Source organism: Sphingobium sp. FW305-3-2-15-F-TSA7 (genome assembly GCF_058787155.1).
Genome location: NZ_JBYSZM010000038.1, coordinates 1 through 24,492 on the forward strand (window position 1 = coordinate 1; position 24,492 = coordinate 24,492).

General features: G+C 66.5%; 28 protein-coding genes. 12 read left to right on the forward strand and 16 right to left on the reverse strand.

The genetic code is table 11. The features are described from left to right. The coding region (locus tag AC3WN8_RS24610) for a hypothetical protein (protein WP_492672143.1) at positions 1-211 on the reverse strand (211 nt) is incomplete at its 3' end. Here AC3WN8_RS24610 and prsK point away from each other — a divergent pair. From prsK to AC3WN8_RS24625, 3 genes are read left to right on the forward strand one after another with little or no spacing between them, the layout of a single operon-like run. Then, positions 192-2,051 carry an XrtA/PEP-CTERM system histidine kinase PrsK gene (prsK, locus tag AC3WN8_RS24615; protein WP_492672144.1) on the forward strand — a complete coding sequence of 620 codons (1,860 nt, stop codon included), beginning with the start codon at positions 192-194 and terminating at the stop codon, positions 2,049-2,051. The two genes, AC3WN8_RS24610 and prsK, sit on opposite strands and share 20 nt — an antisense overlap. After that, entirely contained in the window at positions 2,048-3,415 is a 1,368-nt protein-coding gene (gene prsR / locus AC3WN8_RS24620; protein WP_492672145.1) for a PEP-CTERM-box response regulator transcription factor, read from the forward strand. Before prsK ends, prsR begins: the two co-directional genes overlap by 4 nt. A gap of 7 nt (positions 3,416-3,422) precedes the next feature. Then, positions 3,423-5,456 (forward strand): tetratricopeptide repeat protein, encoded by a 2,034-nt coding sequence (locus tag AC3WN8_RS24625; RefSeq protein WP_492672146.1) that lies wholly within the window; start codon positions 3,423-3,425, stop codon positions 5,454-5,456. Between the two features lie 172 nt (positions 5,457-5,628). Here AC3WN8_RS24625 and pgmG read toward each other — a convergent pair whose 3' ends face one another. From pgmG to AC3WN8_RS24640, 3 genes are read right to left on the reverse strand one after another with little or no spacing between them, the layout of a single operon-like run. Then, positions 5,629-7,011, reverse strand: coding sequence for a phosphoglucomutase/phosphomannomutase PgmG (gene pgmG, locus AC3WN8_RS24630; RefSeq protein ID WP_492672147.1), 1,383 nt, complete (start codon positions 7,009-7,011; stop codon positions 5,629-5,631). A gap of 36 nt (positions 7,012-7,047) precedes the next feature. Further along, positions 7,048-7,329 (reverse strand): J domain-containing protein, encoded by a 282-nt coding sequence (locus tag AC3WN8_RS24635; RefSeq protein WP_492672148.1) that lies wholly within the window; start codon positions 7,327-7,329, stop codon positions 7,048-7,050. 1 nt (position 7,330) lies between these two features. Then, positions 7,331-8,119 (reverse strand): division plane positioning ATPase MipZ, encoded by a 789-nt coding sequence (locus AC3WN8_RS24640; protein ID WP_492672149.1) that lies wholly within the window; start codon positions 8,117-8,119, stop codon positions 7,331-7,333. A gap of 87 nt (positions 8,120-8,206) precedes the next feature. Between AC3WN8_RS24640 and panC the strand changes: the two genes are divergently transcribed. Together panC and AC3WN8_RS24650 are read left to right on the forward strand one after the other, a co-directional pair. Then, the gene (gene panC, locus AC3WN8_RS24645; protein ID WP_492672150.1) at positions 8,207-9,046 is read left to right on the forward strand and encodes a pantoate--beta-alanine ligase; all 840 of its coding nucleotides are present in this window, start codon (positions 8,207-8,209) and stop codon (positions 9,044-9,046) included. A gap of 145 nt (positions 9,047-9,191) precedes the next feature. Then, entirely contained in the window at positions 9,192-9,488 is a 297-nt protein-coding gene (locus AC3WN8_RS24650) for a hypothetical protein (RefSeq protein ID WP_492672151.1), read from the forward strand. Between the two features lie 40 nt (positions 9,489-9,528). Here AC3WN8_RS24650 and AC3WN8_RS24655 read toward each other — a convergent pair whose 3' ends face one another. The 4 genes from AC3WN8_RS24655 to AC3WN8_RS24670 form a co-directional block, all read right to left on the reverse strand. Beyond that, positions 9,529-10,665, reverse strand: a complete 1,137-nt coding sequence (locus AC3WN8_RS24655; RefSeq protein WP_492672152.1) for a GNAT family N-acetyltransferase — start codon at positions 10,663-10,665, stop codon at positions 9,529-9,531. A gap of 98 nt (positions 10,666-10,763) precedes the next feature. Then, complete coding sequence (locus AC3WN8_RS24660) at positions 10,764-11,231, reverse strand: RidA family protein (RefSeq protein WP_492672153.1); 468 nt, start codon at positions 11,229-11,231, stop codon at positions 10,764-10,766. Between the two features lie 31 nt (positions 11,232-11,262). Beyond that, positions 11,263-11,907: an HAD family hydrolase gene (locus tag AC3WN8_RS24665; protein ID WP_492672154.1), complete on the reverse strand. Its 645-nt coding sequence runs from the start codon at positions 11,905-11,907 to the stop codon at positions 11,263-11,265. Next, positions 11,904-12,167 (reverse strand): DUF3572 family protein, encoded by a 264-nt coding sequence (locus AC3WN8_RS24670; protein WP_492672155.1) that lies wholly within the window; start codon positions 12,165-12,167, stop codon positions 11,904-11,906. Before AC3WN8_RS24670 ends, AC3WN8_RS24665 begins: the two co-directional genes overlap by 4 nt. Before the next feature lie 39 nt (positions 12,168-12,206). On the opposite strand from AC3WN8_RS24670, the gene AC3WN8_RS24675 reads away from it, so the two are divergent. Beyond that, positions 12,207-12,569 (forward strand): response regulator, encoded by a 363-nt coding sequence (locus tag AC3WN8_RS24675; RefSeq protein WP_492672156.1) that lies wholly within the window; start codon positions 12,207-12,209, stop codon positions 12,567-12,569. Between the two features lie 125 nt (positions 12,570-12,694). Here the strand turns inward: AC3WN8_RS24675 and rpmG are convergent, their stop codons facing one another. Further along, positions 12,695-12,862: a 50S ribosomal protein L33 gene (rpmG, locus tag AC3WN8_RS24680; protein WP_492672157.1), complete on the reverse strand. Its 168-nt coding sequence runs from the start codon at positions 12,860-12,862 to the stop codon at positions 12,695-12,697. A gap of 204 nt (positions 12,863-13,066) precedes the next feature. Between rpmG and AC3WN8_RS24685 the strand changes: the two genes are divergently transcribed. The 4 genes from AC3WN8_RS24685 to pdeM all read left to right on the forward strand — a co-directional run bounded on the left by AC3WN8_RS24685 (position 13,067) and on the right by pdeM (position 16,607). Then, positions 13,067-14,251, forward strand: coding sequence for a dipeptidase (locus tag AC3WN8_RS24685; protein WP_492672158.1), 1,185 nt, complete (start codon positions 13,067-13,069; stop codon positions 14,249-14,251). Positions 14,252-14,401: 150 nt separating this feature from the next. After that, positions 14,402-15,373, forward strand: a complete 972-nt coding sequence (locus tag AC3WN8_RS24690; RefSeq protein ID WP_492672159.1) for an aspartyl protease family protein — start codon at positions 14,402-14,404, stop codon at positions 15,371-15,373. 6 nt (positions 15,374-15,379) lie between these two features. Beyond that, entirely contained in the window at positions 15,380-15,913 is a 534-nt protein-coding gene (locus tag AC3WN8_RS24695; RefSeq protein WP_492672160.1) for an MgtC/SapB family protein, read from the forward strand. A gap of 31 nt (positions 15,914-15,944) precedes the next feature. Further along, the gene (gene pdeM, locus AC3WN8_RS24700) at positions 15,945-16,607 is read left to right on the forward strand and encodes a ligase-associated DNA damage response endonuclease PdeM (RefSeq protein WP_492672161.1); all 663 of its coding nucleotides are present in this window, start codon (positions 15,945-15,947) and stop codon (positions 16,605-16,607) included. Between the two features lie 49 nt (positions 16,608-16,656). Here the strand turns inward: pdeM and msrA are convergent, their stop codons facing one another. The 4 genes from msrA to pabB form a co-directional block, all read right to left on the reverse strand. Further along, positions 16,657-17,334, reverse strand: a complete 678-nt coding sequence (gene msrA, locus AC3WN8_RS24705; RefSeq protein ID WP_492672162.1) for a peptide-methionine (S)-S-oxide reductase MsrA — start codon at positions 17,332-17,334, stop codon at positions 16,657-16,659. A 57-nt stretch (positions 17,335-17,391) separates the two neighbouring features. Further along, on the reverse strand, positions 17,392-17,535 hold the full coding sequence (locus AC3WN8_RS24710; RefSeq protein ID WP_492672163.1) for a hypothetical protein: 144 nt from the start codon (positions 17,533-17,535) through the stop codon (positions 17,392-17,394). Between the two features lie 150 nt (positions 17,536-17,685). Continuing rightward, entirely contained in the window at positions 17,686-18,888 is a 1,203-nt protein-coding gene (locus AC3WN8_RS24715; RefSeq protein ID WP_492672164.1) for a pyridoxal phosphate-dependent aminotransferase, read from the reverse strand. Between the two features lie 101 nt (positions 18,889-18,989). Continuing rightward, positions 18,990-20,750 carry an aminodeoxychorismate synthase component I gene (gene pabB, locus AC3WN8_RS24720; RefSeq protein WP_492672165.1) on the reverse strand — a complete coding sequence of 587 codons (1,761 nt, stop codon included), beginning with the start codon at positions 20,748-20,750 and terminating at the stop codon, positions 18,990-18,992. 103 nt (positions 20,751-20,853) lie between these two features. Here pabB and AC3WN8_RS24725 point away from each other — a divergent pair, with 103 nt between their 5' ends. Continuing rightward, positions 20,854-21,177: a YnfA family protein gene (locus AC3WN8_RS24725; protein ID WP_492672207.1), complete on the forward strand. Its 324-nt coding sequence runs from the start codon at positions 20,854-20,856 to the stop codon at positions 21,175-21,177. A gap of 9 nt (positions 21,178-21,186) precedes the next feature. Next, entirely contained in the window at positions 21,187-22,569 is a 1,383-nt protein-coding gene (locus AC3WN8_RS24730; protein ID WP_492672166.1) for an L-serine ammonia-lyase, read from the forward strand. Positions 22,570-22,703: 134 nt separating this feature from the next. Here the strand turns inward: AC3WN8_RS24730 and AC3WN8_RS24735 are convergent, their stop codons facing one another. From AC3WN8_RS24735 to AC3WN8_RS24745, 3 genes are read right to left on the reverse strand one after another with little or no spacing between them, the layout of a single operon-like run. After that, positions 22,704-22,886: a Trm112 family protein gene (locus AC3WN8_RS24735; protein WP_492672167.1), complete on the reverse strand. Its 183-nt coding sequence runs from the start codon at positions 22,884-22,886 to the stop codon at positions 22,704-22,706. Next, positions 22,883-23,539, reverse strand: coding sequence for an LON peptidase substrate-binding domain-containing protein (locus tag AC3WN8_RS24740; RefSeq protein ID WP_492672168.1), 657 nt, complete (start codon positions 23,537-23,539; stop codon positions 22,883-22,885). Before AC3WN8_RS24740 ends, AC3WN8_RS24735 begins: the two co-directional genes overlap by 4 nt. Beyond that, positions 23,539-24,450 (reverse strand): tetratricopeptide repeat protein, encoded by a 912-nt coding sequence (locus AC3WN8_RS24745; protein ID WP_492672169.1) that lies wholly within the window; start codon positions 24,448-24,450, stop codon positions 23,539-23,541. The genes AC3WN8_RS24740 and AC3WN8_RS24745 overlap by 1 nt, the downstream gene beginning before the upstream one ends. Positions 24,451-24,492: the final 42 nt, after the last annotated feature.

The following is a 24,492-nucleotide window of genomic DNA, read 5'->3' on the forward strand; positions in this document are numbered from 1 at the left end:
CGCCGAGCAGCACGAGAATCGTGGAGGCGAGCCGCTGGCCGAAGAACGCGCCCTGCACGTGCGCGGTCATCGGCATGCAGCCCCACAGGTCAACGCCGGGATCGAGCTCGCGCACGGTGCGGCGCACGGCGCCGGCCGCGGCCGCGGGATCCTGGTCGATCCTCGCCCAGGGTGTCGAGACGTTGCGCAACATGGCCTGGTTCGGCTTCATGTACCTGCTGCTCAGCCAGGGACGGCGCGCCGACGAGAAGTTCGGCGTCACGCTGATCTACGTGGCCGTCGCGCTGCTCGGTGCGGGTCTGATGGCCGTGCATCTGCTTCCCCTTGCCGTGCCCGTGATAGGGCCGGCGGCCGATGCCCTGTTCTTCCTCTCGCTCGTGCTCAGGATGATCAGCGCGGTTGCGGCGCTTGTGCTGGTGCACAATCTCTACACCGCCGCGGCCCCCGAGGCGCGCTGGGGAATCCGGCTCGCCATGTTCGGCCTGGCGGGCATGTGGCTCGTCGATCTCAACATTTACACCCTCGCCTATCTCGGTCGCGGCTGGTCGGCGGAGGCCTTCATGCTGCGCGGCTGCGCCATGGTGATGGTGGCGCCCGTCTTCGGCTTCGCGCTTCGCCGCAACGAACGCTGGCAGCTGCGCCTGTCGCGCACCGTGACCTTCCAGTCGCTCTCGCTGATCGCCCTGTGCGCCTATCTGGTGCTGATGGTGCTCATCGCCGGCGTGCTCGAATCGGTCAGCGGCGCCCTTGCCCGCACGGTGCAGGCCGGTTTCGTCATGACCGCGACGGTCGTTGCGCTGGCCCTGTTGCCGTCGCCGCGCTTCCGCGCCTGGTTCCGCGTCAAGCTGGCCAAGCATCTCTTCCGCCATCGCTACGATTATCGCGCGGAGTGGATCCGGTTCACCGACACGCTCGGGCGCCCGGGCGAGGGCGCCGCGCCGCTCGACGAACGCGTGATCAAGGCGCTGGCCGATATCACCGAATCGCCGGGCGGGTTGCTGCTGGTTTCGGGCGAAGCGGGCATGCTCGGCGTGCAGGCGCAGTGGAACTGGCCGTCGCTCGACGCGCAGGGGACCGGTGGCGACGCCGGCCTGGCCGCGCATCTGGCGAGCGGCCGCATCGTCGAATTCGACATGCTGCGCGGCGACGAGATGCGTCACGACCGCGAGGCGGCTCTGGTGCCGCAATGGATGCTCGGTGCGCCCGATGCCTGGGCGCTGGTGCCGCTCGTGCATTTCGACCGGCTTCAGGGTGCCGTCCTGCTCGAACGCCCGCCGATCGATCGTGCGCTCGACTGGGAGGATTTCGACCTGTTGCGCATCGTCGGCCGGCAGGTCGCGAGTTATCTCGCCGAAGCGCGCGGGCAGGAGGCCTTGAGTGACGGACGGCGTTTCGACGAATTCAACCGTCGCTTCGCCTTCATCATGCACGACATCAAGAATCTGGTGAGTCAGCTGAGCCTGGTCGCGCGCAATGCGGAGCGCCATGCCGACAATCCCGAATTCCGTGCCGATATGGTGGCGACGCTCCAGTCGTCGGTCGGCAAGATGAACGATCTGCTCGCCCGCCTGTCGCAGCACAACAAGGCGCGCCACGACGAACCGCGGCGGGTTTCCGGCCAGCGCATCGTCGAGGCAGTGGCGGCGGCGCGCAACCGCCAGCATCCCGTGATCGTCATGGCCACCGGCGATCCGATGCTGATCGCCGATCCGGCGCGGCTCGAACAGGCGCTCGGCCACCTCGTCCAGAATGCGATCGATGCGAGCCCGACCGGCGAACCCGTGCTGCTCAAGCTGGTCGACCAGGGGGCCGAGGTCGCGATCGAGGTGTGCGACCGGGGCGGTGGCATGTCGCAGGAATTCATGCGGTCGAGCCTGTTCAAACCCTTCGCATCGACCAAGGAGGGCGGCTTCGGCGTCGGCGCGTTCGAGGCGCGGACGCTGATCGCGGCAATGGGTGGCCGCATCGAGGTCAAGAGCCGCGAAGGTGAAGGGACGAAGTTCATCGTGACGCTGCCCTCGGCGGCGTCCAAGATTCCGGAGATGCAATGACGGCGGAAAAACCCAAGCTCCTCATCGTCGAGGATGACGAGGGGCTCCAGCGACAGCTTCGCTGGGCCTATGACGATTATGAGGTGATCGCGGTCGGCGATCGCGCGTCGGCGATCGCTGCCCTGCGGGCCGAGGAACCCGTCGTGGTCACGCTCGATCTCGGCCTGCCGCCCGATCCCGACGGCACCAGCGAAGGCTTTGCGACGCTTGCGGAGATCCTTGCGCTCAAGCCCGACACCAAGGTGATCGTCGCATCCGGCCATGGTGCGCGCGAAAGCGCTTTGCGCGCGATCGCCAGCGGCGCTTATGATTTCTACCAGAAACCCGTCGATATCGACGAGCTCGGCCTGATCGTCCGCCGCGCTTTCCAGTTGCATGCGATCGAGACGGAGAATGTCCGGCTGGCGCAGGCCAGCGGCAGCGATGCGACGGTGCTCGGGGGCATGATCACCGCCGCGCCCGAAATGCTGAAGGTCGCGCGCACGATCGAGCGTGTCGCGAACGCGGACGTGTCGGTCATGCTGCTCGGCGCCAGCGGCACCGGCAAGGAATTGCTGGCGCGCGGGGTCCATCAGTCGAGCGGTCGCCGCGGTGGCGCCTTCGTCGCGATCAACTGCGCCGCCATTCCCGAAAACCTGCTCGAATCCGAATTGTTCGGCCATGAAAAGGGCGCGTTCACCGGTGCGGTCAAGACCAATGAGGGCAAGATCGAACAGGCCCAGGGCGGCACTTTGTTCCTCGACGAGGTCGGCGACATTCCCTTGCCGCTCCAGGTCAAGCTGCTCCGCTTCCTGCAGGAACGCGTGATCGAGCGGATCGGCGGGCGCACCCCGATCGCGGTCGATACGCGCATCGTCTGCGCGACTCACCAGAATCTGGAGACGATGATCGCCGACGGCCGTTTCCGGGAGGATCTCTATTATCGCCTCGCCGAGATCGTCGTCCGCATTCCGGCCCTGGCCGAGCGCCCGGGCGACGCGCCCCTGCTCGCGCGCCATTTCCTGCTGCGCTTCGCCAAGGCGATGAATCCGGCGGTGAAGGGGCTTGCGCCCGACGCGCTGGCCGCGATCGACGCATGGGGCTGGCCGGGCAATGTGCGCGAGCTGGAGAACCGGATGAAGCGCGCGGTGATCATGGCCGACGGACGGCTGGTCACTGCGGCGGATCTCGACCTGCCCAGCCAGGCGCGGCTCGAGGATGGCGACGTGATCAATCTCAAGACCGCACGCGAAGCCGCCGATCGCAAGGCGATCCGCCGCGCATTGGCGCGCAGCGAGGGCAATATCTCGAGCAGCGCCAAGCTGCTCGGGATCAGCCGGCCGACATTGTACGACCTGCTCAAGCAATATGGCATGCAGGCCTGATCCGGCGATGCGCCGCATCCTTGTCCTGACCGCCGCGCTCGCGCTGCTCGCGGCGCCCGCGCTGCTCGCGGCGCCCGCGCTGGCTGCCGACCGTGCCGCGGCCGATGCCGCCATGCGGCGCGCGGTGGCGGCATTTGGCGGCGGCGATCCCCGCGCCGCCCGCATCGAGATGCAGAATGCGCTGAAGGCCGATCCGGGCTGGGGCGCCGCCTATGCCATGCAGGCGCGCATCTCGCTGGCGCTCGGCGACGGCCCGGGCGCCGCGGCGGAGTTCGAGCGGGCCCGGCGCGCGGGCGTGTCCGCCGCCGACATCTCGGTCTTCGTCGCCCATGCCAATGTCCTGAACGGCGATGCCGCCGCCGCGCTCACCGAACTGGATCGCGCGCCGCCGCCCGCCGCGCAGGCCGCCTATGCCGAACGCATCCGCGCCCAGGCACTGGCGGCATGGGGGGACATTGCGGCTGCGGCAAGCGCTTTCGACCGGTCGATCGCGCGCGCGCCCAGGGACGTCGCGACCTGGGTCGCGCTCGGCAATTTCCGCATGGACGTCGCCGATCAGGCCGGCGCCGTTGCCGCGGCCGATCGCGCAATGGCGCTCGCGCCCCGCTCGGTCGATGCGATGGTGCTGAAGGGCGTGCTCGTCCGCAACCAATATGGGCTCGTCGCGGCATTGCCCTGGTTCGAGCGCGCGGTCGAGATCGATCCGCAGGATGTCGATGCCCTGCTCGAAACCGCCGCGACGCTCGGCGATCTCGGGCGCGCACGCGACATGCTGGCGATGACCCGGCGGGCGCTCGCCATCGACGGCCGCAATGTCCGCGCCTTTTATCTCCAGGCGGTGCTTGCCGCGCGCGCGGGCAATTTCGGCCTCGCCCGCTCGCTCATCCAGCGGACGGGCGATGCGCTTGACGACATGCCCGGGGGCATGCTGCTGCAAGCGGTGCTCGAGATCGACGCCGGCAGCTACGAACAGGCCATAGCGCGGCTCGATCGGCTGGTTTCGATGCAGCCCGAAAATCTCCGCGTCCGCCGCCTGCTGGGAACCGCGGAGTGGCGCGCCGGCAATTATCGCGATGCCGTCGACGCGCTGCGCCCGATCGCCGACCGGCCCGATGCCGATGTCTATACGCTGACCGTGATCGGCCGTGCGCTCGAGGCGATTGACGCGCGCGATGCGGCCGCCAGCTATCTCGATCGTGCATCGGCCTCCACGCCTGGTGGCGGTGCAGTGTTCGGCGGCGGCGATCTCGGCGCATTGTCGCGGGACGCGGCGCTCGATCGCGGCGCACCGGCGCGCATTCGCTATATCCGGGGCCTGCTTGCCACCGGGCGCGGCGAGGACGCGCTGGCGGAGGCGCAGGCGCTCCAGCGTGCCAATCCGGGGACGCCCGCAGCGCATATGCTGGTCGGCGATGTCCTCGGTGCGCTCGGCCAGCCACTGCAAGCCGCCGATGCATACCGGCTCGCCGCCAATATCAGCTTCACCGAGCCGGTGGCGCTGCGCATGATCGACGCGCTCGATCGCGGTGGCCGGCGCGCCGATGCGATGACGACGCTGCGCCTGTTTCTGTCGCAGAATCCGCGCAACGTCGCCGCCCTGCTGCTCGCGTCCGACTATTTCCAGGCGGCCGGCGCATGGGAGGATTCGATCCGCATCCTCGAAGGCCTGCGCGCGCGCATGGGCAATCGCGACGCGCTGATCCTCAACAACCTGGCCTGGGCCTGGTTTCGCAGCGGCGATACCGACAAGGGGCTGGTCTATGCCAGCCGTGCCTATGCGCTCACCCCGTCCAATCCGGCGGCGGCCGATACCCTGGGCTGGCTGTTGTTTGAGACCAAGGCCGACCGCCGCGCCGGTATCGAATTGCTGGAAAAGGCGCGGGCGATCGCCCCCGCTTCGTCGGCGATCCACTGGCATCTCGCCCAGGCCTATGCCGCTGTCGGCCGCAAGCCGGAGGCCGCGCGCGCCGCGCAGGCCGCAATCGCCGCGCCAGGCTTCGGGCAGGTCGTCGAAGCGAAGGCGCTGATCGCCAGGCTCTAGGCAAAAAAAGGGCCGATCCCGAAGGACCGGCCTTTGAAAGTTTAGGAGAGGATGCCTGAAAGGCCCGATCCCTTTGCGGCGCAGCGGCCTATCTCGCAAGTGCGAATGACACCCGCATGCGTGCAAAGATTGCAACCGTGCGCAACATTGCTGCGCGCGGCGGACATTTGATTCAGTGCGCGACCGGCTCGCCGCGTGCGATTCCCGACGCCGAGAGCTGGGCATCGATCTGTGCCATCAACCGTGCCAATCCGGCTTCGTCCTTGGCTTCGGCGCGCGCGACGAGAACATCCTGGGTGTTGGATGCGCGCAACAGCCACCAGCCATCGGCGGTGTTGACGCGCGCGCCATCGGTGCGATTGACGTCGGCGCCTTCGGCCTCGAGCCGGTCGAGCACTTCGTCGACCACCGCGAACTTGCGGCTCTCGTCGACCTGGAAGCGGAGTTCGGGCGTGTTGACCATCGCCGGCATCTCGTCCTTGAGCTGGGTCAGCGACTTGCCCGACATGCGCACCGCGCTCATCAGCCGCACCGCGCCGTAGATCGCATCGTCGAAGCCGTAATAGTCCCAGAAGAAGAAGATATGGCCGCTCATCTCGCCGCCGAGCGGTGAGTTCTCCTCCTTCATCTTGGCCTTCACCAGGCTGTGGCCGGTCTTCCACATCAGCGGCTTGCCGCCCAGCGCGGCAACGCGGTCGAACAGCGCCTGGCTGGTCTTCACATCGGCCAGGATGGTCGCGCCCGGATTGGCCTTCAGCACGGGTTCGGCGAGGATACCGAGCAACTGGTCGCCCCAGACGACCCGGCCCTTGCCGTCGATCGCGCCGATCCGGTCGCCGTCGCCGTCGAACGCAACGCCGAAATCGAGATTCTTCTCGGCGACCAGGCGCTTGAGATCCTCGAGATTCTTCTCCTCGGTGGGATCGGGGTGATGATTGGGGAAATTGGCATCGACATCGGTGAAGAGCAGGTGATGTTCGCCGGGCAGCAGCTTCACCAGCTTCTCGATCACCGGGCCGGCTGCGCCATTGCCAGCATCCCAGCCGATCCGATAGGCGCCGCCGGCATAGCCCGCGAGCAGGCGGCCGACATAATCGTCCATGATATCGACATTCGAAACGGTGCCCGTTCCCTCGGTCCAGGCGCCTGCGGCGGCCAGCCGACCGATCTCCTGGATCTGCTCGCCATAGAAAGGCGCATGATGGATGACCATCTTGAAGCCATTATAATCGGCGGGATTGTGGCTGCCGGTGATCATGATGCCGCCATCGACCTCGAGCACGGCTTCGGCATAATAGAGCATCGGCGTCGGCCCCAGCCCGACCCGGGCCACGTCGACACCGCCTTCGTTGAGGCCGTTGATCAGCGCGGTTTCGAGCATCGGCGACGATTCACGCCCGTCATAACCCACTGCCACGCGTGTCCCGCCGGCCTTGCGCACCAATGTCGCGAAGCCCCGGCCGATCGCATAGGCGTCTTTCGCACCCAGTGTCTGGCCGACGATTCCGCGGATGTCATATTCGCGCAGCGTGGTGGGATCGAAGACGTGGCTCATCGTTTACTCCGGTACTGGATGGGGCAGGACCCCCGGTTATCGGGACGGCGGCACAACGCGCGAACGCAGCAACAGGTCGCGTGCCGCGTTGATTTTTCCGGCAAGCTCGGCGCTGCCCCCCGCATCGGGATGGACGCGCGCGATCAGGCGGCGATGCGCCGCGCGGATCTGGTCGGGCGTGGCCTCGGGCGTCAGGTCGAGCAGGCGCAAGGCTTCGGCGACGTTCATCGTCGGTCGCGGCGGACGACGACTCATCTTGCCGCGCCACCAGAACCAGATCAGCAGGCCGATCCCGGCAAGAAGGATCAGCTTCGCCATATCAGAGCGAAAGCTCGCCCTGTGCCTGGGGCAGTTCGAGCGCGGAGATCATCTCGCGCAGTTCCTGGCGCGCGGCGATATGGCTGATGCCGAGTTCGCCGAGTTCCTCCAGGTCGAGCAAGGTGATGCCGCGCGGAAAGAGCTCGCGATAGATCACGCGCTCGCCAAGGCCGGGTATGACGCGAAAGCCGACGCGGCGCGACAGTTCCGCCACGGCATTGCCGACGCGGCGCATGTTGCGCGCCTCGACATGCTGGAGGCGGTTGCGCAGCACCACCCAGTCCACCGTGGCGCCGTCGGTCCGCGCGCGTATCTTGCGCTGATCCCAGATCAGCTCCGCATAGAAGCTCGGGCGCTTCACCTTGAAGGTCTCCGGATCGACCTGGCCGATCAGATCGAGGTCGATGAAGCTGTCGTTGATCGGCGTCACCAGCGTATCCGCCATCGCGATCGCGGCACGTGCGACCGCGTCGTCGCGCCCCGGCGTATCGATGATCACGAATTCCCGGCCTTCGCCGAGCCGCGCGACCGCGTCCTCGAGCGCCGGCACCGTCAACGGATCGAGCACGCTATGGGGCGGCAGGATCAGCTGGACGCTTTCGCGCCGCACCGTCTCTGCGCGATTGTCCAGATAGCGGCCCAGCGTACGCTGGCGTGTATCGAGGTCGAGCGCTGCGACGCGCCGGCCGGCCTTGGCCAGTCCGATCGCGGTATGGACCGCGGTCGTCGATTTGCCACTGCCCCCTTTCTCGTTCGCAAAAACGATCAGATGCACGCCATTCACCGCCATGTAGCGATCGGGCCCCCCTAGCCACTTGATTCCAGAAGACGCGCCCCTCAAAGAGCGCGTCCCGGCCATATCGGAGGCAAGCCAGGCGTGCAAACGGTCCGTGATCTCGAAAAGCTGCGCGCCGCGATTGCGGCGTTTCGGGCTGAGGGGCTGTCCGTCGCGCTGGTACCGACCATGGGCGCGCTTCATGTCGGGCATATGGCGCTGGTGGAGGCTGCAAAGACCCGTGCCGATCGCGTCGTCGCCTCGATCTTCGTCAATCCCAGGCAATTCGGCCCGAATGAGGATCTTGCGCGCTATCCGCGGCGCGAGCGCGCCGACGCCGACATGCTGGAAGCGGCGGGGTGCGCGCTGCTGTGGTTGCCACCCGTCGAGACCATGTATCCGACGGGCTTCGCCACAACCGTTTCGGTCACCGGCGTAAGCGACGGACTCGACGGCGCATCGCGCCCCGGCCATTTCGACGGCGTCGCGACCGTCGTGTCGAAGCTGTTCAACCAGGTCCGGCCGGACGTCGCGCTGTTCGGCGAGAAGGATTATCAGCAGCTCGCGGTGATCCGCAGGATGGTGACCGATCTCGACCTCGCCATCGAGATTGCGGGCGTGCCGACTCAGCGCGACGAGGATGGCCTCGCGCTGTCGTCGCGCAACATCTATCTGACCGAGCAGGAGCGCGAAGCCGCGCGGACGCTCCCACGTGCACTGGGCGAGGCGGCGCGCGCCATCGCGAGCGGGATGCCGGTGGCGGCGGCACTCGAACGGGCGGAGTCGGCGTTGGCGAAAGCGGGGTTCGATCCGATCGACTATGTGTCGCTTTGCGACGCGGAGACGCTCCAGCCGGTGACGACGCTCGACCGGCCCGCGCGGCTGATGGCGGCGGCGGCCATCGGCGGCACCCGCCTGATCGACAATCTGCCCGTCGACTGACCGGTCACCGGCGCTTGCCCCCATCCCGATGCGCCGACATCGTGTTTTCGTGCCGGAAAACAAAGTGAAGAGGCGTTAACCATTTTTTTAAACCATGTGGCCGATTGTGCCTCTGGGCCGAAAGGTCGAACAGGGGTGTGGGAACATGGGACATAGTGCAAAGCTTGAACGCTTCTTCATAGAAAGCCGCCTCGCCGATGCGGGGCGCGGTGATCCGGATGCCTGCCTGGAACTGGGCATGGCCTATTCCTCGGGCGCGGGGAACACGATCGTCGATCTGATCCAGGCGCATAAATGGTTCAATCTCGCCGCATTGCGCGGCAGCCGCGATGCGCAGAACTGGCGGGCCGAAATCGCCGGGGAGATGAGTGCGCGCGAAATCGCCGAAGCGCAGCGTCAGGCCCGTGCCTGGCTGAGCGAGACGGCGCGCCACGCGGCCTGAACCGGCGTCAGGCCGGTGAAAGCCGGACCGACGGTGAGGATCAGCAGCTCTTTCTGAACGGACCGAGTTCGGCGAGCGCGCCGATCTCCTGGGCCACGGCGGCGCGTTCGCGGCGCAGGAAATCGGCAACGGCCGCGCGGAACCCGGGATCGGCGATATAATGCGCCGAATAGGTCGGCACCGGCTCATAGCCCCGGGCCAGCTTGTGCCCGCCTTGCGCACCCGCCTCTACCCGGTCGAGGCCGCGCGCGATCGCCGCGTCGATCGCCTGATAATAGCAAAGCTCGAAATGGAGGAAGGGCACCTCCTCCACGCATCCCCAATAGCGTCCGTACAGCGCGTCGCCGCCGATCAGGTTGAGCGCGCCCGCGATCGGGCGACCGTCGCGCAGCGCCAGGATCAACAGCAGCGCGTCCGCCATCCGCTCGCTGAGCAAAGTGAAGAAGCTGCGCGTCAGATAGGGATGGCCCCATTTCCGGGCGCCCGTGTCCTGATAGAAATCCCAGAATGCGTCCCAGTGATGCGTCTTGATCGCCTGTCCCTGCAGATGGACGATGTCGAGACCGTCGATCGCCGCGGCCCGCTCCTTGCGGATCGCCTTGCGCTTGCGTGAGGCGAGCACTGCGAGGAAATCGTCGAACGCGCGATAGCCGCGATTCTGCCAATGGAACTGGCTGTCGGTGCGGATCAGCCAGTCCGCCGCCTCGAAGAACGGTATCTGGCTCTCCTCGACGAAGGTCGCATGGGCGGAGCTTAAGCGGTTCTGCGCCACCACGGCCTCGGCCGCGGCAATGAGCTGCGGCGCGACCGCCGGATCGCGTAACAGCAATCGCGGCCCCGGTACGGGCGAGAAGGGGACGGCGACCTGGAGCTTGGGATAATAATGCCCGCCCGCGCGCTCCCATGCGTCGGCCCAGCCCTGATCGAAGACATATTCGCCCTGGCTGTGGCTTTTGGCATAGGCCGGCAGCACGCCTGCCAGCCGGCCGTCGGCGCCATCGACGGCGATCGGCACCGGCTGCCAGCCGGCCGCGGCGCCGACGCTGCCGGATTCCTCGAGCGCCGACAGGAACGCATGCGAGACGAAGGGGTTGGTGCGACCCGCGCAGTCATCCCATGCGTCGGCGTCGAAATCGCCGACGCCGTGGCCGATCCGTGCGACAAGGTCGGAATTCATCGCGGATGCACCCCGGACACGGCCCCCCTCGCGCGGGACTCGAATCGATGAAAGCTGCGCGAGACGAGCGGAACGGGGTGCATGCCGCCTATATGGGGTCAGCCCGCCTTGATCGCCACGATCGCGTCGACCTCGACCGCGGCGCCCAGCGGCAGGGAGGGGACGCCGACGGCGCTACGCGCATGCTTGCCGGCGTCGCCGAACACCGCCTGCATCAGTTCCGATGCGCCGTTGGCGACCTTGGGCTGTTCGGTGAAATGGGGATCGCTGCTGACGAACACGCCCAGCTTGACCACGCGCTCGACCCGGTCGAGCGAACCCAATGCCTGCTCCATCTGCGCCAGCAGCATCAGCGCGCAATTGCGCGCGGCCTCGTAGCCGAATTCGACATTGACGTCCTCGCCGACACGGCCGGTCATCAGGTCGCTGCCGCGAAAGGGGAGCTGGCCTGAGATGTGGAGCAGCCCGCCAATCTCGACGGCGGGAACATAGGCGGCGATCGGTGCGGCGGGCTTGGGAAGCTTCAGGCCGAGCGCTTCCAGCTTCTGGGCGGGCGTGTCTGTCATGGTGTCGGGTTCCGTTGTTTGGGTGAGTCGGTCAAGAGGGCGAATGCCTTCGGATCTCAAGAGGCGTCTTCTCGAGCTTTTCCGCTATCCAGTCCTTGGCGTCGCGCCAGTCGTCGATGCGGACATGCGCGGCGGGCGCAGGCGGCACGGCAGGGGCCAGGCTGGGTTCTGCGATCATGTGGAGGCGCCAGACCTCCGGCGCCGCGTCGGCCACCGACTGGTGATGATGCGCCAGATCGTCGACGAACACCGCCGCGCTGGGCGCATATTCGTCGAGCAGCGCCCGCACCGGCGTGCCCTTGCCGCCCTGATTGGTGACGACGCGGAAATCGATGCCGAAACCGCGGAGCTGGGCGACGCGATGCGGCTGGCGATGATCCTCCAAATTGGTGAGGACGACGATATCGGCATAGCCCGAAATCTCGGCGAGCGCTTCGCGGGCATGCGGCACCAGTGTCTGGCGGTGCATCTCGGTGTCGAAGAAGCCGCCGAGCAGCGGCCACATCTCGACACGCGACAGATATTCGCCATCGGCACGGCGCTTCATCGCGCGCGAGAAATCGCCGCCATCGGGTGTGAAATCGATCGCATGCGCCTCGTCCAGCCATGCGCCGAAATGGCTGACCATGTGGAGCAGCACCTCGTCGCAATCGGTGATCAGCAGCGGGCGGGTCATGATTCGAGTATCCTGCGCGTCTCGACGAGAATCAGCGGCTTCACCTCCAGCGCCGTGGCACAGCCGATCAGGTCGGGCTCATGCGCTTCGAGGAAGCCGAGCACTGCCGCGAGCAGCGCCGGATCGCCCGCCCGCTCGCGCAGATCGGTCGCGGTCAGTCCGGTCACGCTCAGCAGCCGGTCGGCGCGGGCGGGGTCATTCAGGGTCCAGACCAGCGCGGAAAGCGCCAATGCCTCTGCATTTGTCTCGGGGGCTGCCATCGCCTAGAGCGTCTCCATTGCATTGCAGAGGCGGGGGACGTGGCAAAAAGGGTGCTCGTTGTCGAGGACAACGAACTCAATCTCAAACTTTTCTGTGATCTGCTGCGTGCGCATGAGCATGAAGCGGAGCCGGTTCGCGACGGGCGCGAGGCGGTGGACCGCGCGCGCGCCTTCTCGCCGGACCTGATCATCATGGATATCCAGCTGCCCTATGTCAGCGGGCTCGACCTGATTCGCACGCTGAAGGCGGACGAGTTGCTGAAGCGGATTCCGGTGATGGCGGTGACCGCCTATGCCGCGCGCGGCGACGAGGAGCGCATCCGCGAAGCGGGCGCGGAGGCCTATGTCTCCAAACCGATATCGGTGATGAAGTTCATCGGCGAGGTGAGCGAGCTGCTATAAGGCGGCAAGCGCGCGGAATCGCCCCTGCGACTCGGCGAAAGCGGACAAGACAAAGGGCGAGCGCATGCGCGGCCCGCCCCGTCTTCCGAATCATCACCTTCCCGCATGCGGGAAGGTGAGAGGGATCACTTAATCTTGGCTTCCTTGAACTCGACGTGCTTGCGCGCGACGGGATCATATTTGCGGAAGGACAGCTTCTCGGTCAGGGTGCGCGGATTCTTCTTCGTGACGTAGAAGAAGCCGGTGCCTTCCGAGCTGACGAGCTTGATCTTGACGGTGGTTGGCTTGGCCATGACCCGAAACCCTTGTGAAACACTGAATTGTGCGAATCTGAAAATGAAAAGCGGCGAAAAACGCCGCTCGTTCAAGGGCGGCCCAATGCGCGATGGGGCGCCGATTGTCAACCGCTTTAGCCCCGGCACCAGGCGGACCCTAGCGGCGAGCAGCGACGCACGATAAGCAACCGCCAACGATAATCACTTACGGAGAGCCCATATATGCGCGCATTGCCACTCGTCCTGATCCTTGCGGCATGCGGGCCGGCGACCAAGACTGCTGAGCCGATCGACGCCGCGGCGCTCCATGAGAAGATGCTGGTGCTCGACACCCATCTCGACACGCCCGCCAATTTCGGCCGGCCTGGCTGGGACATCGCACAGCGCCATAGCATGGCCGACGACATGACCCAGGTCGATCTGCCGCGCATGAAGCAGGGCGGACTCGATGGCGGTTTCTGGGTGATCTATACTGCGCAGGGTCCGCTGGACGCCAAGGGTTTCGCCGATGCCAAGGCGTTCGCGCTCAAGCGCGCGGACGAGATCGCGGCGATCGTCGCGAAGAATCCCGACACGATGGCGCTGGCGACGACCGCCGACGATGCGGCGAAGATCGCGGCGACGGGCAAGGCGATCGTCTATCAGAGCATCGAGAACAGCTATCCGCTCGGCGAGGATCTCTCGCTGCTTGCCGAATTCTATCGTCGCGGCGTCCGCATGGCCGGGCCGGTCCATAGCGCCGACAACCAGTTCGCCGACAGCACAACCGGCAAGGCCCGCTGGGGCGGGCTCAGTCCGCTCGGCAAAAAATGGGTGGCGGAAATGAACCGGCTCGGCATGGTGATCGATGGCAGCCATTCCTCCGACGCCGCGCTCGACCAGATGCTCGCACTGTCGAAGACGCCGATCATCCTGTCGCATTCGGGGCCCAAGGCGGCCAACGACCATCCCCGTAACCTGGACGATGGCCGGATCAAGGCGCTCGCCGCCAAGGGCGGTGTCGTCCAGGTCAACAGCATTTTCCTGGCGCCGCTCAACAGCACGCCCGAGCGCGACGCGCTCGATGCGCGCAAGGAAAAGATCGGCACGATGACGCCGGAGGAGCAGCGCAAGCTCGCCGCCGACTATGCCGCGCTCGATGCCAAGGCGCCTTTCCAAGACGCCAGTTTCGAGAATTTCATGGCGTCGATGCTACATGTTCTGAAGCTGGTCGGCCCCGACCATGTCGGCATGGGTGCGGATTGGGATGGCGGTGGCGGCGTCAAGGGCATGGAGGACGTCTCGCTGCTCCCCAAGATCACCGTGCGGCTGCTCAAGGAAGGCTATTCGGAGACCGATATCGCGAAGATCATGGGTGGCAATACGATCAGGCTGCTACGCGCGGCCGAGGTGGCCAAGGGCAAATAGAGGCCATCGGACTTGTCCCGCGCCGACGTCGCGGGACACTCCATTGCCGGGTTACCGATCCGCGTACGGAGTGCCCCGATAGACCCTTCGCTTGCCGGGACTCGATAAAGGGCATAGCCTCTTCCAGGACGCTTGGGAGAGGGTGTCGCCATGACGAGAAATCTGTTGTTCGCGCTTTCGGCCGCGGCGCTTGCCGTGGCTGCTCCATCCGCTGCGCAGGAGCCACCGGCGGCGGCGGTTCCAGGTGAAGTGATCGAGATCGGAACCGACACCACCGCGCGCATGACGGTGCCGGTCAGCATTGGCACCGCCGGTCCCTTCGCCTTCCTGGTCGATACCGGTGCCGAGCGCACCGTGATCTCGCGCGAACTCGCCGATCGGCTGGCGCTGAGTAGCGGCGGATTCGCGCTGGTCCATTCGATGACCGGCAGTGAACGGGTGGATACGGTGCTGATCCCCTCGCTCAAGGTCAGCGCGAATCAGACCAACGACATCCGCGCCCCCGCCTTTGCCCAGCAGCATATCGGCGCATCGGGCCTGATCGGGATCGACAGCCTGCGCGATCAGCGCGTCACGCTCGACTTCAAGGCGGGCACGATGACGGTCACGCCCGGGCAGAAAATGAGCGAGCGCCGTGAGCCCGACGAAATCGTCGTCACCGCGCGCCGGCGCGCGGGACAACTCATCCTGATGGGAGCGACGTTGAATGGTGCGCGGGTCGATGTGGTCATCGACACCGGCGCGCAGGTCTCGGTCGGCAACAGCGCGCTCCGCCGGCGGCTGATCGGCCGGAATCCGCCGCATCCGCCCAAGTCGATCGAACTGATCAGCGTCACCGGCGGCCGTGCCGATGCCAGCTATACCAGCGTGAACGAGATCAAGCTGGGCGGCGCGACCATCCGCAACATGCCGATCGCCTTCTCCGACGCGCCGATCTTCCGGACGCTCGATCTGACGCGGCGGCCGGCGATCCTGCTCGGCATGGACGCGCTGCGCATGTTCGACCGCGTCTCGGTGGACTTTGCCAGCCGCAAGGTACGGCTGCTGCTGCCCGACGGCGCGGGCCGCGACAATGGCAGGCGCCTGGCGGCAAGGGAACCCGGACGCGCACCCGCGATTTGATAGCGGATGCTGGTTGCCGATAGCTGGAGCGAGATCGCGCTGCGCCTTGGGGTCGCGACCGCGATCGGGCTGTTGCTGGGGCTGGACCGCGAATTGCGTGGCCATGATGCCGGGCTCAGGACCAATGCGCTGGTGGCGCTGAGCGCGGCGATGGTCACTCTGTCTTCGCTGCTGCTGTTCGACACGCTCAAGCATTTGAATTCACAGCCTGATCCGTTGCGCGTTATCCAGGGTGTCGCGCAGGCGATCGGCTTCATCGCCGCGGGCCTGATCTTCGTGAAGCGCGGCGACGTCCACAATGTCACCACTGCCGCCAATCTTTGGGTTTCCGCCTGTGCCGGAATCGTCGCCGGGCTCGGCCAGTATAAGCTGCTCACCGTCGGCACGGTACTCGCGCTGCTGCTGCTCTTGTCGGAATATGTCTTCAAGCGGCTGATTCCACGTTATCATCAGCCGGCCGTCGACGATGACGATGCCGCGTCGCAGCCCCAGGGCGCCATTCATCGCAATACCGTCAAATATGACGACCGCATGCCTTGAACGGGCTGCAATATGCGGGGTAAGAGAACCAATGGTTCCCTTTTCGTTCGCAGGGCATGATCTGGTCGCGCTGCCGCAGGGGGCGCTCTTCTGGCCTGCGCGTCGCGCATTGCTGGTCGCCGATCTGCATTTCGAGAAAGCGAGCTGGTTCGCGCGCTTCGGACAGATGCTGCCGCCTTATGATTCGATCGCGACGCTGGCCGATCTCTCCGCGTTGCGCGCGGCGACCGGGGCGATCGAGATCTGGTGTCTCGGCGACAGTTTCCACGACAGCGAAGGCGCCGCGCGATTGCCGGAGCATGCGCGCGACATGCTGCGCACGCTGACTGCCATGACGCGCTTCGTCTGGATCACCGGCAATCACGACGCCGCACTCGCCGAATGGCTGGGCGGGGAAATCCTCGAAGAGGCGCTGGTCGACGGGCTGGTGCTGCGCCACGAGGCGGATCCGCTCGAGATGCGGCCCGAATTGTCGGGGCATTTCCACCCCAAATTCCGCGTCACCGTGCGTGGGCGGCACGTATCGCGGCGCTGCTTCGTCGCGACCGGTGCCAAGCTGATCCTGCCCGCTTTCGGCGCGCTGACCGGGGGGCTCGATGCGGGCCATCCCGAGATCATCCGCGCGGTCGGGCGTGGCGCGCAGGCCCTGGTTCCGCTCAGCGACCGGATGCTGCGCTTCCCGCTGGCCGCTTGAGGCAGGCACAAGCTTGTCATTCCCGCGAAGGCGGGAATGACGGAGTGGCCTACCGCACCAGCGCCGGGAATCCTGCCCTGAATGCCGCCACCTTCGGCTTGTCCCAACGCACGATATAGGGGTGGCCGGGATTGCGCCGGAAGAAATCCTGGTGGAAGGCCTCGGCGGGGAAGAAGCGGCCGGTTTCGATCCGCGTCACGATCGGCCGGTCGAATGCGCGAACCCTCCCGAGTTGCGCGATATAGGCCTGTGCGGCCTTTGCCTGTGCCGCCGTCTGCGGAAAGATCGCGGAACGGTAGCTCGGGCCAGTGTCGGGGCCCTGGCGATTGAGCTGGGTGGGATCGTGGGCGACCGCGAAGAAAACGCGCAGCAGCGTGCCGTAGCTGACCTGTGCCGGATCATAGGTGATGCGGATCGCCTCGGCATGGCCGGTGCGTTCGGTGGAGACCTGATCGTATGTGGCCGTGTTCGCGGTACCGCCGGCATAGCCCGAGATGACCGATCGGACGCCCTTCACCTGCTCGAATACCGCTTCCATGCCCCAGAAGCAGCCACCCGCGAGTATCGCGGTCTGCATTCCCTTTGCGGCGGTGTCGTCGATCGAAGCGCGGGGCAGCATGCGCGCCTGTTCGGCATGGGCTGGCGGCGCGGTCAGCATGGGCCAGGCCAGGGCGGCAAGCGCGGCGCCGGCCATGGCGAGGGGAACGAGCGCGAACTTTACAGTCATGGCGGGCATCCTTCGCCCGCCGTTTAGCAGAAATCGGATGAACGCGGGATGGCCCGGTCAGGCGAGACCGGCAGCCAGTTTCAGCGCCTCGACGGCGGCAATCGCGCCTTCGGGCGGTTGGATGGTCAGGATCGCGACCGCGCCCGCCAGGAAGCCGCCGGCAAAGCGGCGAGCCAGATCGGATTTCAGCACCGATATCATCGTCTCGTTTCCTCTTTCGTCCGACTCGGGGCCGAATCAATTTCGTTTCTGACAACCGGGCGATGCCACCGCGCGGCTGACGCCGCAGTGAACGGGATCACAGGGTCGTGTTCATCTTGGGAAGGACGGCGCGTCCGCGCCGGACCCGCATCAGCGAAGCGCGGCGCACGCCTCCTGGATGCGCGTGCACGCCTCGGTCAGGATCTCCTCCGACGTCGCATAGCTGACGCGGAACGCCGGTTCGAGGCCGAATGCCGCGCCATGGACGGCGGCGACACGCGCATCGTCGAGGAAATATTCGATCAGCGCCGCGTCGTTCGCGATCACATTGCCGCCCGGTGTGGTCTTGCCGATCAGGCCCGACACGTCGGGATAGACGTAGAAGGCGCCTTCGGGGCGCGGGCAATGGATGCCGTTGACCTGGTTGAGCATCGACACGACCAGGTCGCGCCGGCCCTGGAACGCGGTGTTGCGCGCTTCGAGAAAACTCTGATCGCCGGTGAGTGCAGCGGTCGCGGCGGCCTGAGCGATCGAACAGGGGTTCGACGTCGACTGCGACTGGAGCTTGCCCATCGCCTTGATCAGCCATTCGGGGCCGCCGGCAAAGCCGATGCGCCAGCCGGTCATCGAATAGGCCTTGGAACAGCCGTTCACGGTCAGCGTGCGATCGTAGAGATCGGGCGCGACCTGGGCGATCGTCGTGAAGACGAAATCGTCATAGACGATATGCTCGTACATATCGTCGGCCATCACCAGCACGTGCGGATGGCGGCGCAGCACGTCGGCGATCGCTTCCAGCTCGGTGCGCGAATAGGCGGCGCCGGTCGGGTTCGACGGCGAATTGAGGATCAGCCATTTGGTTGCGGGCGTGATCGCCGCTTCGAGCTGCGCGGGGGTGATCTTGTAGCCCTGCGATGCACCGGCCTCGATCACCACGGGCGTGCCGCCCGCAAAGTTCACGATGTCGGGATAGCTGACCCAATAAGGAGCCGGGATGATCACTTCGTCGCCGGCTTCGACACTGGCGACGAGCGCGTTGAACAAAGTGTGCTTGCCGCCGACATTCACGCTGATCTGGCCGGGCGCATAGACCAGGCCGTTGTCGCGCTTGAACTTGGTGGCGATCGCGTCCTTCAGCTCGGCGGTGCCGTCGACATTGGTATATTTGGTCTTGCCCGCACGGATCGCCTCGATCGCCGCTTCCTTGACGAAATCGGGCGTGTCGAAATCGGGCTCGCCCGCACCCAGGCCGATCACGTCGATGCCCTGGCGCTTCAGGTCGAGCACACGGCTGGTCATCGCCAGCGTGGCGGAAGGCTGGATGCGCCCAAGCGCGGCGGAGGTGCGGGACATGAATACGCTCCTGTTGCGGTGCGGCATGCCCATAGGACGGGGGATTCGTTACGGCAATGGCGGTTGGCCGGAGAATCCGGCCCTTCGCCGATTTTTTTGCGTCAGCGGACCAATGTCGCCGGGATCAGGCCGCGCACGGCGTTGCCGATGAGGAATCCGCCCGCCAGATCGTCGGCGGTCAGGTCCGCCTCGATGGCGCGCCCTTCGTCGAGGAGCTGTCCGCGCAGCACGCCGGGAAGCAGTCCGCGGACAAGCGGCGGCGTCAGCAGCACGCCGTTCCGCTCGACGAAGATATTGGTGAAGCTGCCTTCGGTCAGGCGCCCTTCGCCATCGGCAAAGATCACTTCGAAGCTCCCCGCCCCGGCCAGCGCGTCGCGATAGAAATCGCGATCGGTGGTCTTGTGGCGCAGCCGGAAATCGGCGGGATCGACGGGAAGCGGTGCAAGCGTGACCGCGACCGGGGCTTGCTGGGCGGCCGGTGCGGGCCGGATCTCGATGGCCACGGCACCGCTGCGCGCCAGCAGCAGGCGGACGCGCGACGCGGACCGCAGCCGAAAGGTCGCCGCCTGGAGCTCGTTGCGGACCTCATGGCGGTCGAACGCGAAGCCGAGCGCGTCGGCGCTCGCCTTCATGCGTTCCAGATGACGCTCCAGCAGCAGCAACCCGTCTGCAGGGTCGAAGGCCATGGTTTCGATCAGGTCGAACGCGCGTGCGCCCGCGGTCACGAAGCGGCCCTTGGCCAGGCATTCGGCCCATTCGCCCGCTGCGGTCGAATCCGCGACGACCGCGCTCCCCAGTCCGATTTCCGCTTCAACCGCCCCCCGCTCCATCGCCAGCGTCCTGATCACCACATTGAACGCTGCATCGCCCGCCGGATCAAGCCACCCGATTGATCCCGTATAGGCGCCCCGTGGTGAAGGCTCGATTTCGGCGACGATTTCCATTGCGCGAATCTTGGGCGCGCCTGTGATCGAGCCGCAGGGAAACAGTGCGGCGAGCACGTCGATCGCCGAGCGGCCGGGCGCAAGCCGCGCGGTAACGGTCGATGTCATGGTGTGGATGGTGGGATAGGTCTCGACGGTGAACAGATCGGGCACCGCGACGCTGCCCGCCTCGGCGACGCGCGACAGGTCGTTGCGCAACAGATCGACGATCATCAGATTTTCGGCGCGCTCCTTGGGATCGTCGCCCAGCGCGGATGCGGCGGCGCGATCCGCGACCGGATCGGCGCGGCGGGGTGCGGTTCCCTTCATCGGGCGCGCGGTCAGCGCGCCGCGCTCGAGCGTGAAGAACAATTCGGGCGAGGCGGAGAGCAGCCAATGATCGCCGGTGAACAGCGCGCCGCCCCAGCCCGCTTCCGATGCGGCGCGCAGCCGCGCATAGAGCGCGAGCGGATGGCCCGCCACGGGCACGCGCGCGCGAAAGCTGAGATTCGCCTGATAGATATCGCCCGCCGCGATATAGTCGCGGACACGCGCGAATTTGCCGGCATAGTCTGCGGCGGAAAGCTCGGGCCGGGGCGGGCCGGCCCAGGCGCCGTCGGGATCGGGCAGCAACGCGGCGATCTCGTCGGCGGGAATCGCGGTGAAGCCGTCGAACAGGCCGAACCAGAGCAGCGGCGCGGAGGTGCCGGTCCGCACGGGCAATCTGGGTTCGAATGCGGGGCTTGCCTCATAGGCGATATAGCCCGCTGCATGCAGGCCGCTTGCCTGCGCTCGTGCCAGTCGTTCCAGCGCCGCCCCAACCCCGGCAATTTCGCGGGTCGTGACGATCTCGACCGGATCGCGATACAGGCGCGCTGCGCCTGCGCCGGTGGTGCGGGCGTCGTCGAGCAGGACAAAGGACTGGGTGTCGGCGATCATCGGCGCAGCGATTGCCTCACCCGATGGCCCTGCGTAAAGCAAAAGCAATAAAATTGCCGAGGATATCGATGCGCGACCGAATTCCAGGGGCCGGGGCCGGCCACTGACTCCGCTCCTCTATCTCGGCGCCGCGCTGGCGGAGATCTTCGGATGCTTCGCCTTCTGGGCATGGCTGCGGCTGGACAAGCCGGTGCTGTGGATCGTGCCGGGCATGGTGTCGCTCGCATTGTTCGCCTGGGCTTTGACGATGGTCGAAAGCGCCTTTGCGGGCCGTGCCTTCGCGGCCTATGGCGGCGTCTACATCGTCGCGTCGCTCGGCTGGCTCTGGGTGGTCGAGGGTGTACGACCGGATCGGTGGGATTTGATGGGCGGTGCGGTCTGCCTGACGGGTGCCGCGATGATCCTGTTCGGGCCGCGTGGGAATTGAGGGGCTGAAATGGTTGCGAGCGTATTCGACCTGTTCAAGATCGGCGTAGGACCGTCGAGTTCGCACACTATGGGGCCGATGACGGCTGCGGCTGATTTCGCGCGGCGGCTGTCGGACGGCGGCATCATCGATCGCGTCGTGCGTGTCGATGCCGCGCTGTACGGATCGCTGGCGCTGACGGGCAAGGGCCATGCCACCGATCGCGCGGTTCTGCTCGGGCTGGCCGGCCATGTCCCGGCCGCGATCGATCCCGACGCTGCCGACGCCGCGATCGCGGCCATCCGGGCGGAGGGCCGGTTGAAGCTGGGCGGCGTGCACGAGATCGCGTTCGACGAAGCCGTCGACCTGCGCTTTCTTCAGCGCGAGCGGCTCGATTTCCATTCCAACGCGATGACCTTTGCGGCGTTCGACGGCACGGGGGATGAACTCGCGCGCCGCACCTATTATTCGGTCGGCGGTGGTGCGGTGCTCGACGAGGACCAGATCGGCCGCAACGCCGCACCCGAAGGCGGCTGGGATGTGCCGCATGTCTTCCATTCGGGCGCCGAACTGCTCGAGCTGGTGGCGGAGACAGGCATGTCGATCGCCGACCTGATGCGCTCCAACGAGGAAGCGACGCTGGCGCCGGCCGAGGTCTCCGCGAAGCTCGGCGCGATCGCCGACGCCATGTCCGCCTGCATCGACCGCGGCGTGCGATCGGACATGGCGGAGCTGCCCGGCGGCTTGCGCGTCAAGCGCCGCGCGCCCGGCATCTATCGCACGCTGATCGAACGCCAGGAACGTGCGCTTGCCGATCCGCTGGCGGTGATCGACTGGATCAACCTGTGGGCGCTGGCGGTGAACGAGGAGAATGCGGCGGGCGGCAAGGTCGTGACGGCGCCGACCAACGGCGCGGCCGGGATCGTGCCCGCGGTGCTGCGTTATTATGAGCGTTTCACGCCCAAGGCGACGAAAGAGGGGGTCGAGGATTTCCTGCTGACCGCCGCGGCGATCGGATCGTTGTTCCGCGAGAATGCGTCGATCTCGGGCGCCGAAGTCGGTTGCCAGGGCGAAGTGGGTGTGGCCTGTTCGATGGCCGCGGCCGGTCTCGCTGCCGCACTGGGCGCGACGCCCGCGCAGATCGAGAATGCCGCGGAGATCGGCATGGAGCATAATCTCGGCCTCACTTGCGATCCGGTGGGCGGGCTCGTCCAGGTGCCGTGCATCGAACGCAATGCGGTCGGCTCGATCAAGGCGGTGGAAGCGACACGGCTGGCGATGCTCGGTGACGGCACGCACCGGGTCAGCCTGGACCAAGTGATCGAGACGATGCGCAAGACCGGGCTCGATATGTCGGAACGCTACAAGGAGACCTCGCTCGGCGGGCTAGCGGTCAATGTGGTGGAGTGCTGAGGACCGATCGTTATTCGGGTGATGCCTTGCTGCAAATGGCGCTGCCCTGCGCTTCCGGTGCTCACGTACTGACGTACGCTGCGCTCCGGTTCTCGGTCATCACCATTTTCGCTCCGGCCTGACCCGAATAACGATCAGTCCTGGGATTGGTCCAATCCACGCGCCTCTTCGATCAGCAGTACAGGCACCCCGTCTCGGATTGGATAGGCCAGCCCTGCCGCTTCGGACACCAGTTCCTGTCGCGCCTCGTCATAGCGCAGCGGCTGACGCGTAACCGGGCAGACCAGGATCGCGAGCAGCTCGGGGTCGATGCTCATTGCAGCGTGGCGCCGTCGCCGTCGTCGCTGCCGTGGCGGGCGAAGAACTGCATGAGCTGGACGATCAGGTCGGCGCGTTCGGCGATGCCGGATGCTTCGAGCAAAGCCTGTTTGGCGGCGACGTCGAACGGCGCGATCTGGGCGATGCCGTTGACCAGCGATTCGTCGTCGAGCCGCGCCACCGCTTCCCAATCGACCGCATAGCCCTGCGCATCGGCGAAGCGCCGCGATTCGATCTCGAGCGCGGCGCGGCGGGCGATATCGAGCGCCGTATCGGCGTCATCCTCGGCAAAGCCGTCGAAACCGACTTCGAACTGGCGAAACGGCGTGGTCACGTCGAGCTCGCGCAAGGTGCGAAACCGCGCCAGCCCTTCGAGCACGATATTGTAGCGGCCGTCTTCCAGCGCCTCGACATGCGCGATCCGGCCGACACAGCCAATGTCGAACAGCGGCGGCGTATCCGCCGATCCCGGCCCCGCCTCGATCAGCACCGGCCTGGGCTGGATCATGCCGATCCGCCGATCGCGTGCCATCGCGTCGCTGACGAGCGCACGATAGCGCGGCTCGAAGATGTGCAGCGGCAACTGCATGCGCGGAAAGAGCAGCGCACCGGCCAGCGGAAAGACCGACAGACGGGATCTGCCGCTCGCCATCAGGTGAACAGGATCGCAGAGAGCCGTCGGCGCAGTTGCGAGACCCAGGGATCCTCGAGCCCGACAACCTCCATCAGTTTGAGCAGCCTTTGGCGCGCGGCGCCTTCGTTCCAGTCGCGGTCGCGCGCGATGCTTTCGAGCAGGGCATCGGCCGCGCCCTCGCGATCGCCCGTCGCCATCAGGCCGCCGGCCAATTCGAAACGCGCGTCGTGATCGTCCGGATCGGCCGCCGCACGGGCGCGCAGACCGGCAAGATCGTCGACCGGCTGCGTCTCCTTGGCGAGCGCGAGCGCGGTCTCGGCGCGCTGGATCGCGGGATCCTTGCGCAGCGTCTCGGGCAGGGCCGCGAGCATCGCCTCGGCCTCTTCGTTCAGTCCCGCCGTGACGGCGGCGCGGAGCTGGCCGGACAGCGCCGCCGGTTCCTCGGGCGCGATCTCGACGATCTGGGCGAAGATCGACAATGCGCGTTCGGCATCGCCCGCGGCCAGCACTTCCTCGCCCATGGCGAGCAAAGGTGCGATTTCCTGCTTCAGATCGGCTTCGGCGCTCTGCACCGGCAGCTGGCGCAGGATCTGGTCGAGCATCTGCTTGATCTGGCCTTCGGTCCGTGCGGGCGTCATGTCCGCGACGATCTGGCCCTGGAACACCGCATAGACGGTCGGGATCGACTGGATGCGGAACTGCGCGGCGACCGCCTTGTTGGCATCGACGTCGATCTTGACCAGCTTGACGCCCTTGTCGGCATAGTCGGCGGCGACTTTCTCGATCACCGGGCCGAGCTGTTTGCAGGGGCCGCACCATTCGGCCCAGAAATCGACGATCACCAGATTCGTCATCGAGGGTTCGATCACGTCGCGCTTGAAGGCCTCGAAAGCCTCGCGTTCGTCCGCACCCATTCCGAGACTCGCCACTGATCGTCACTCCCTGCTGATGTCGCGGCCTTATGTGGGGCC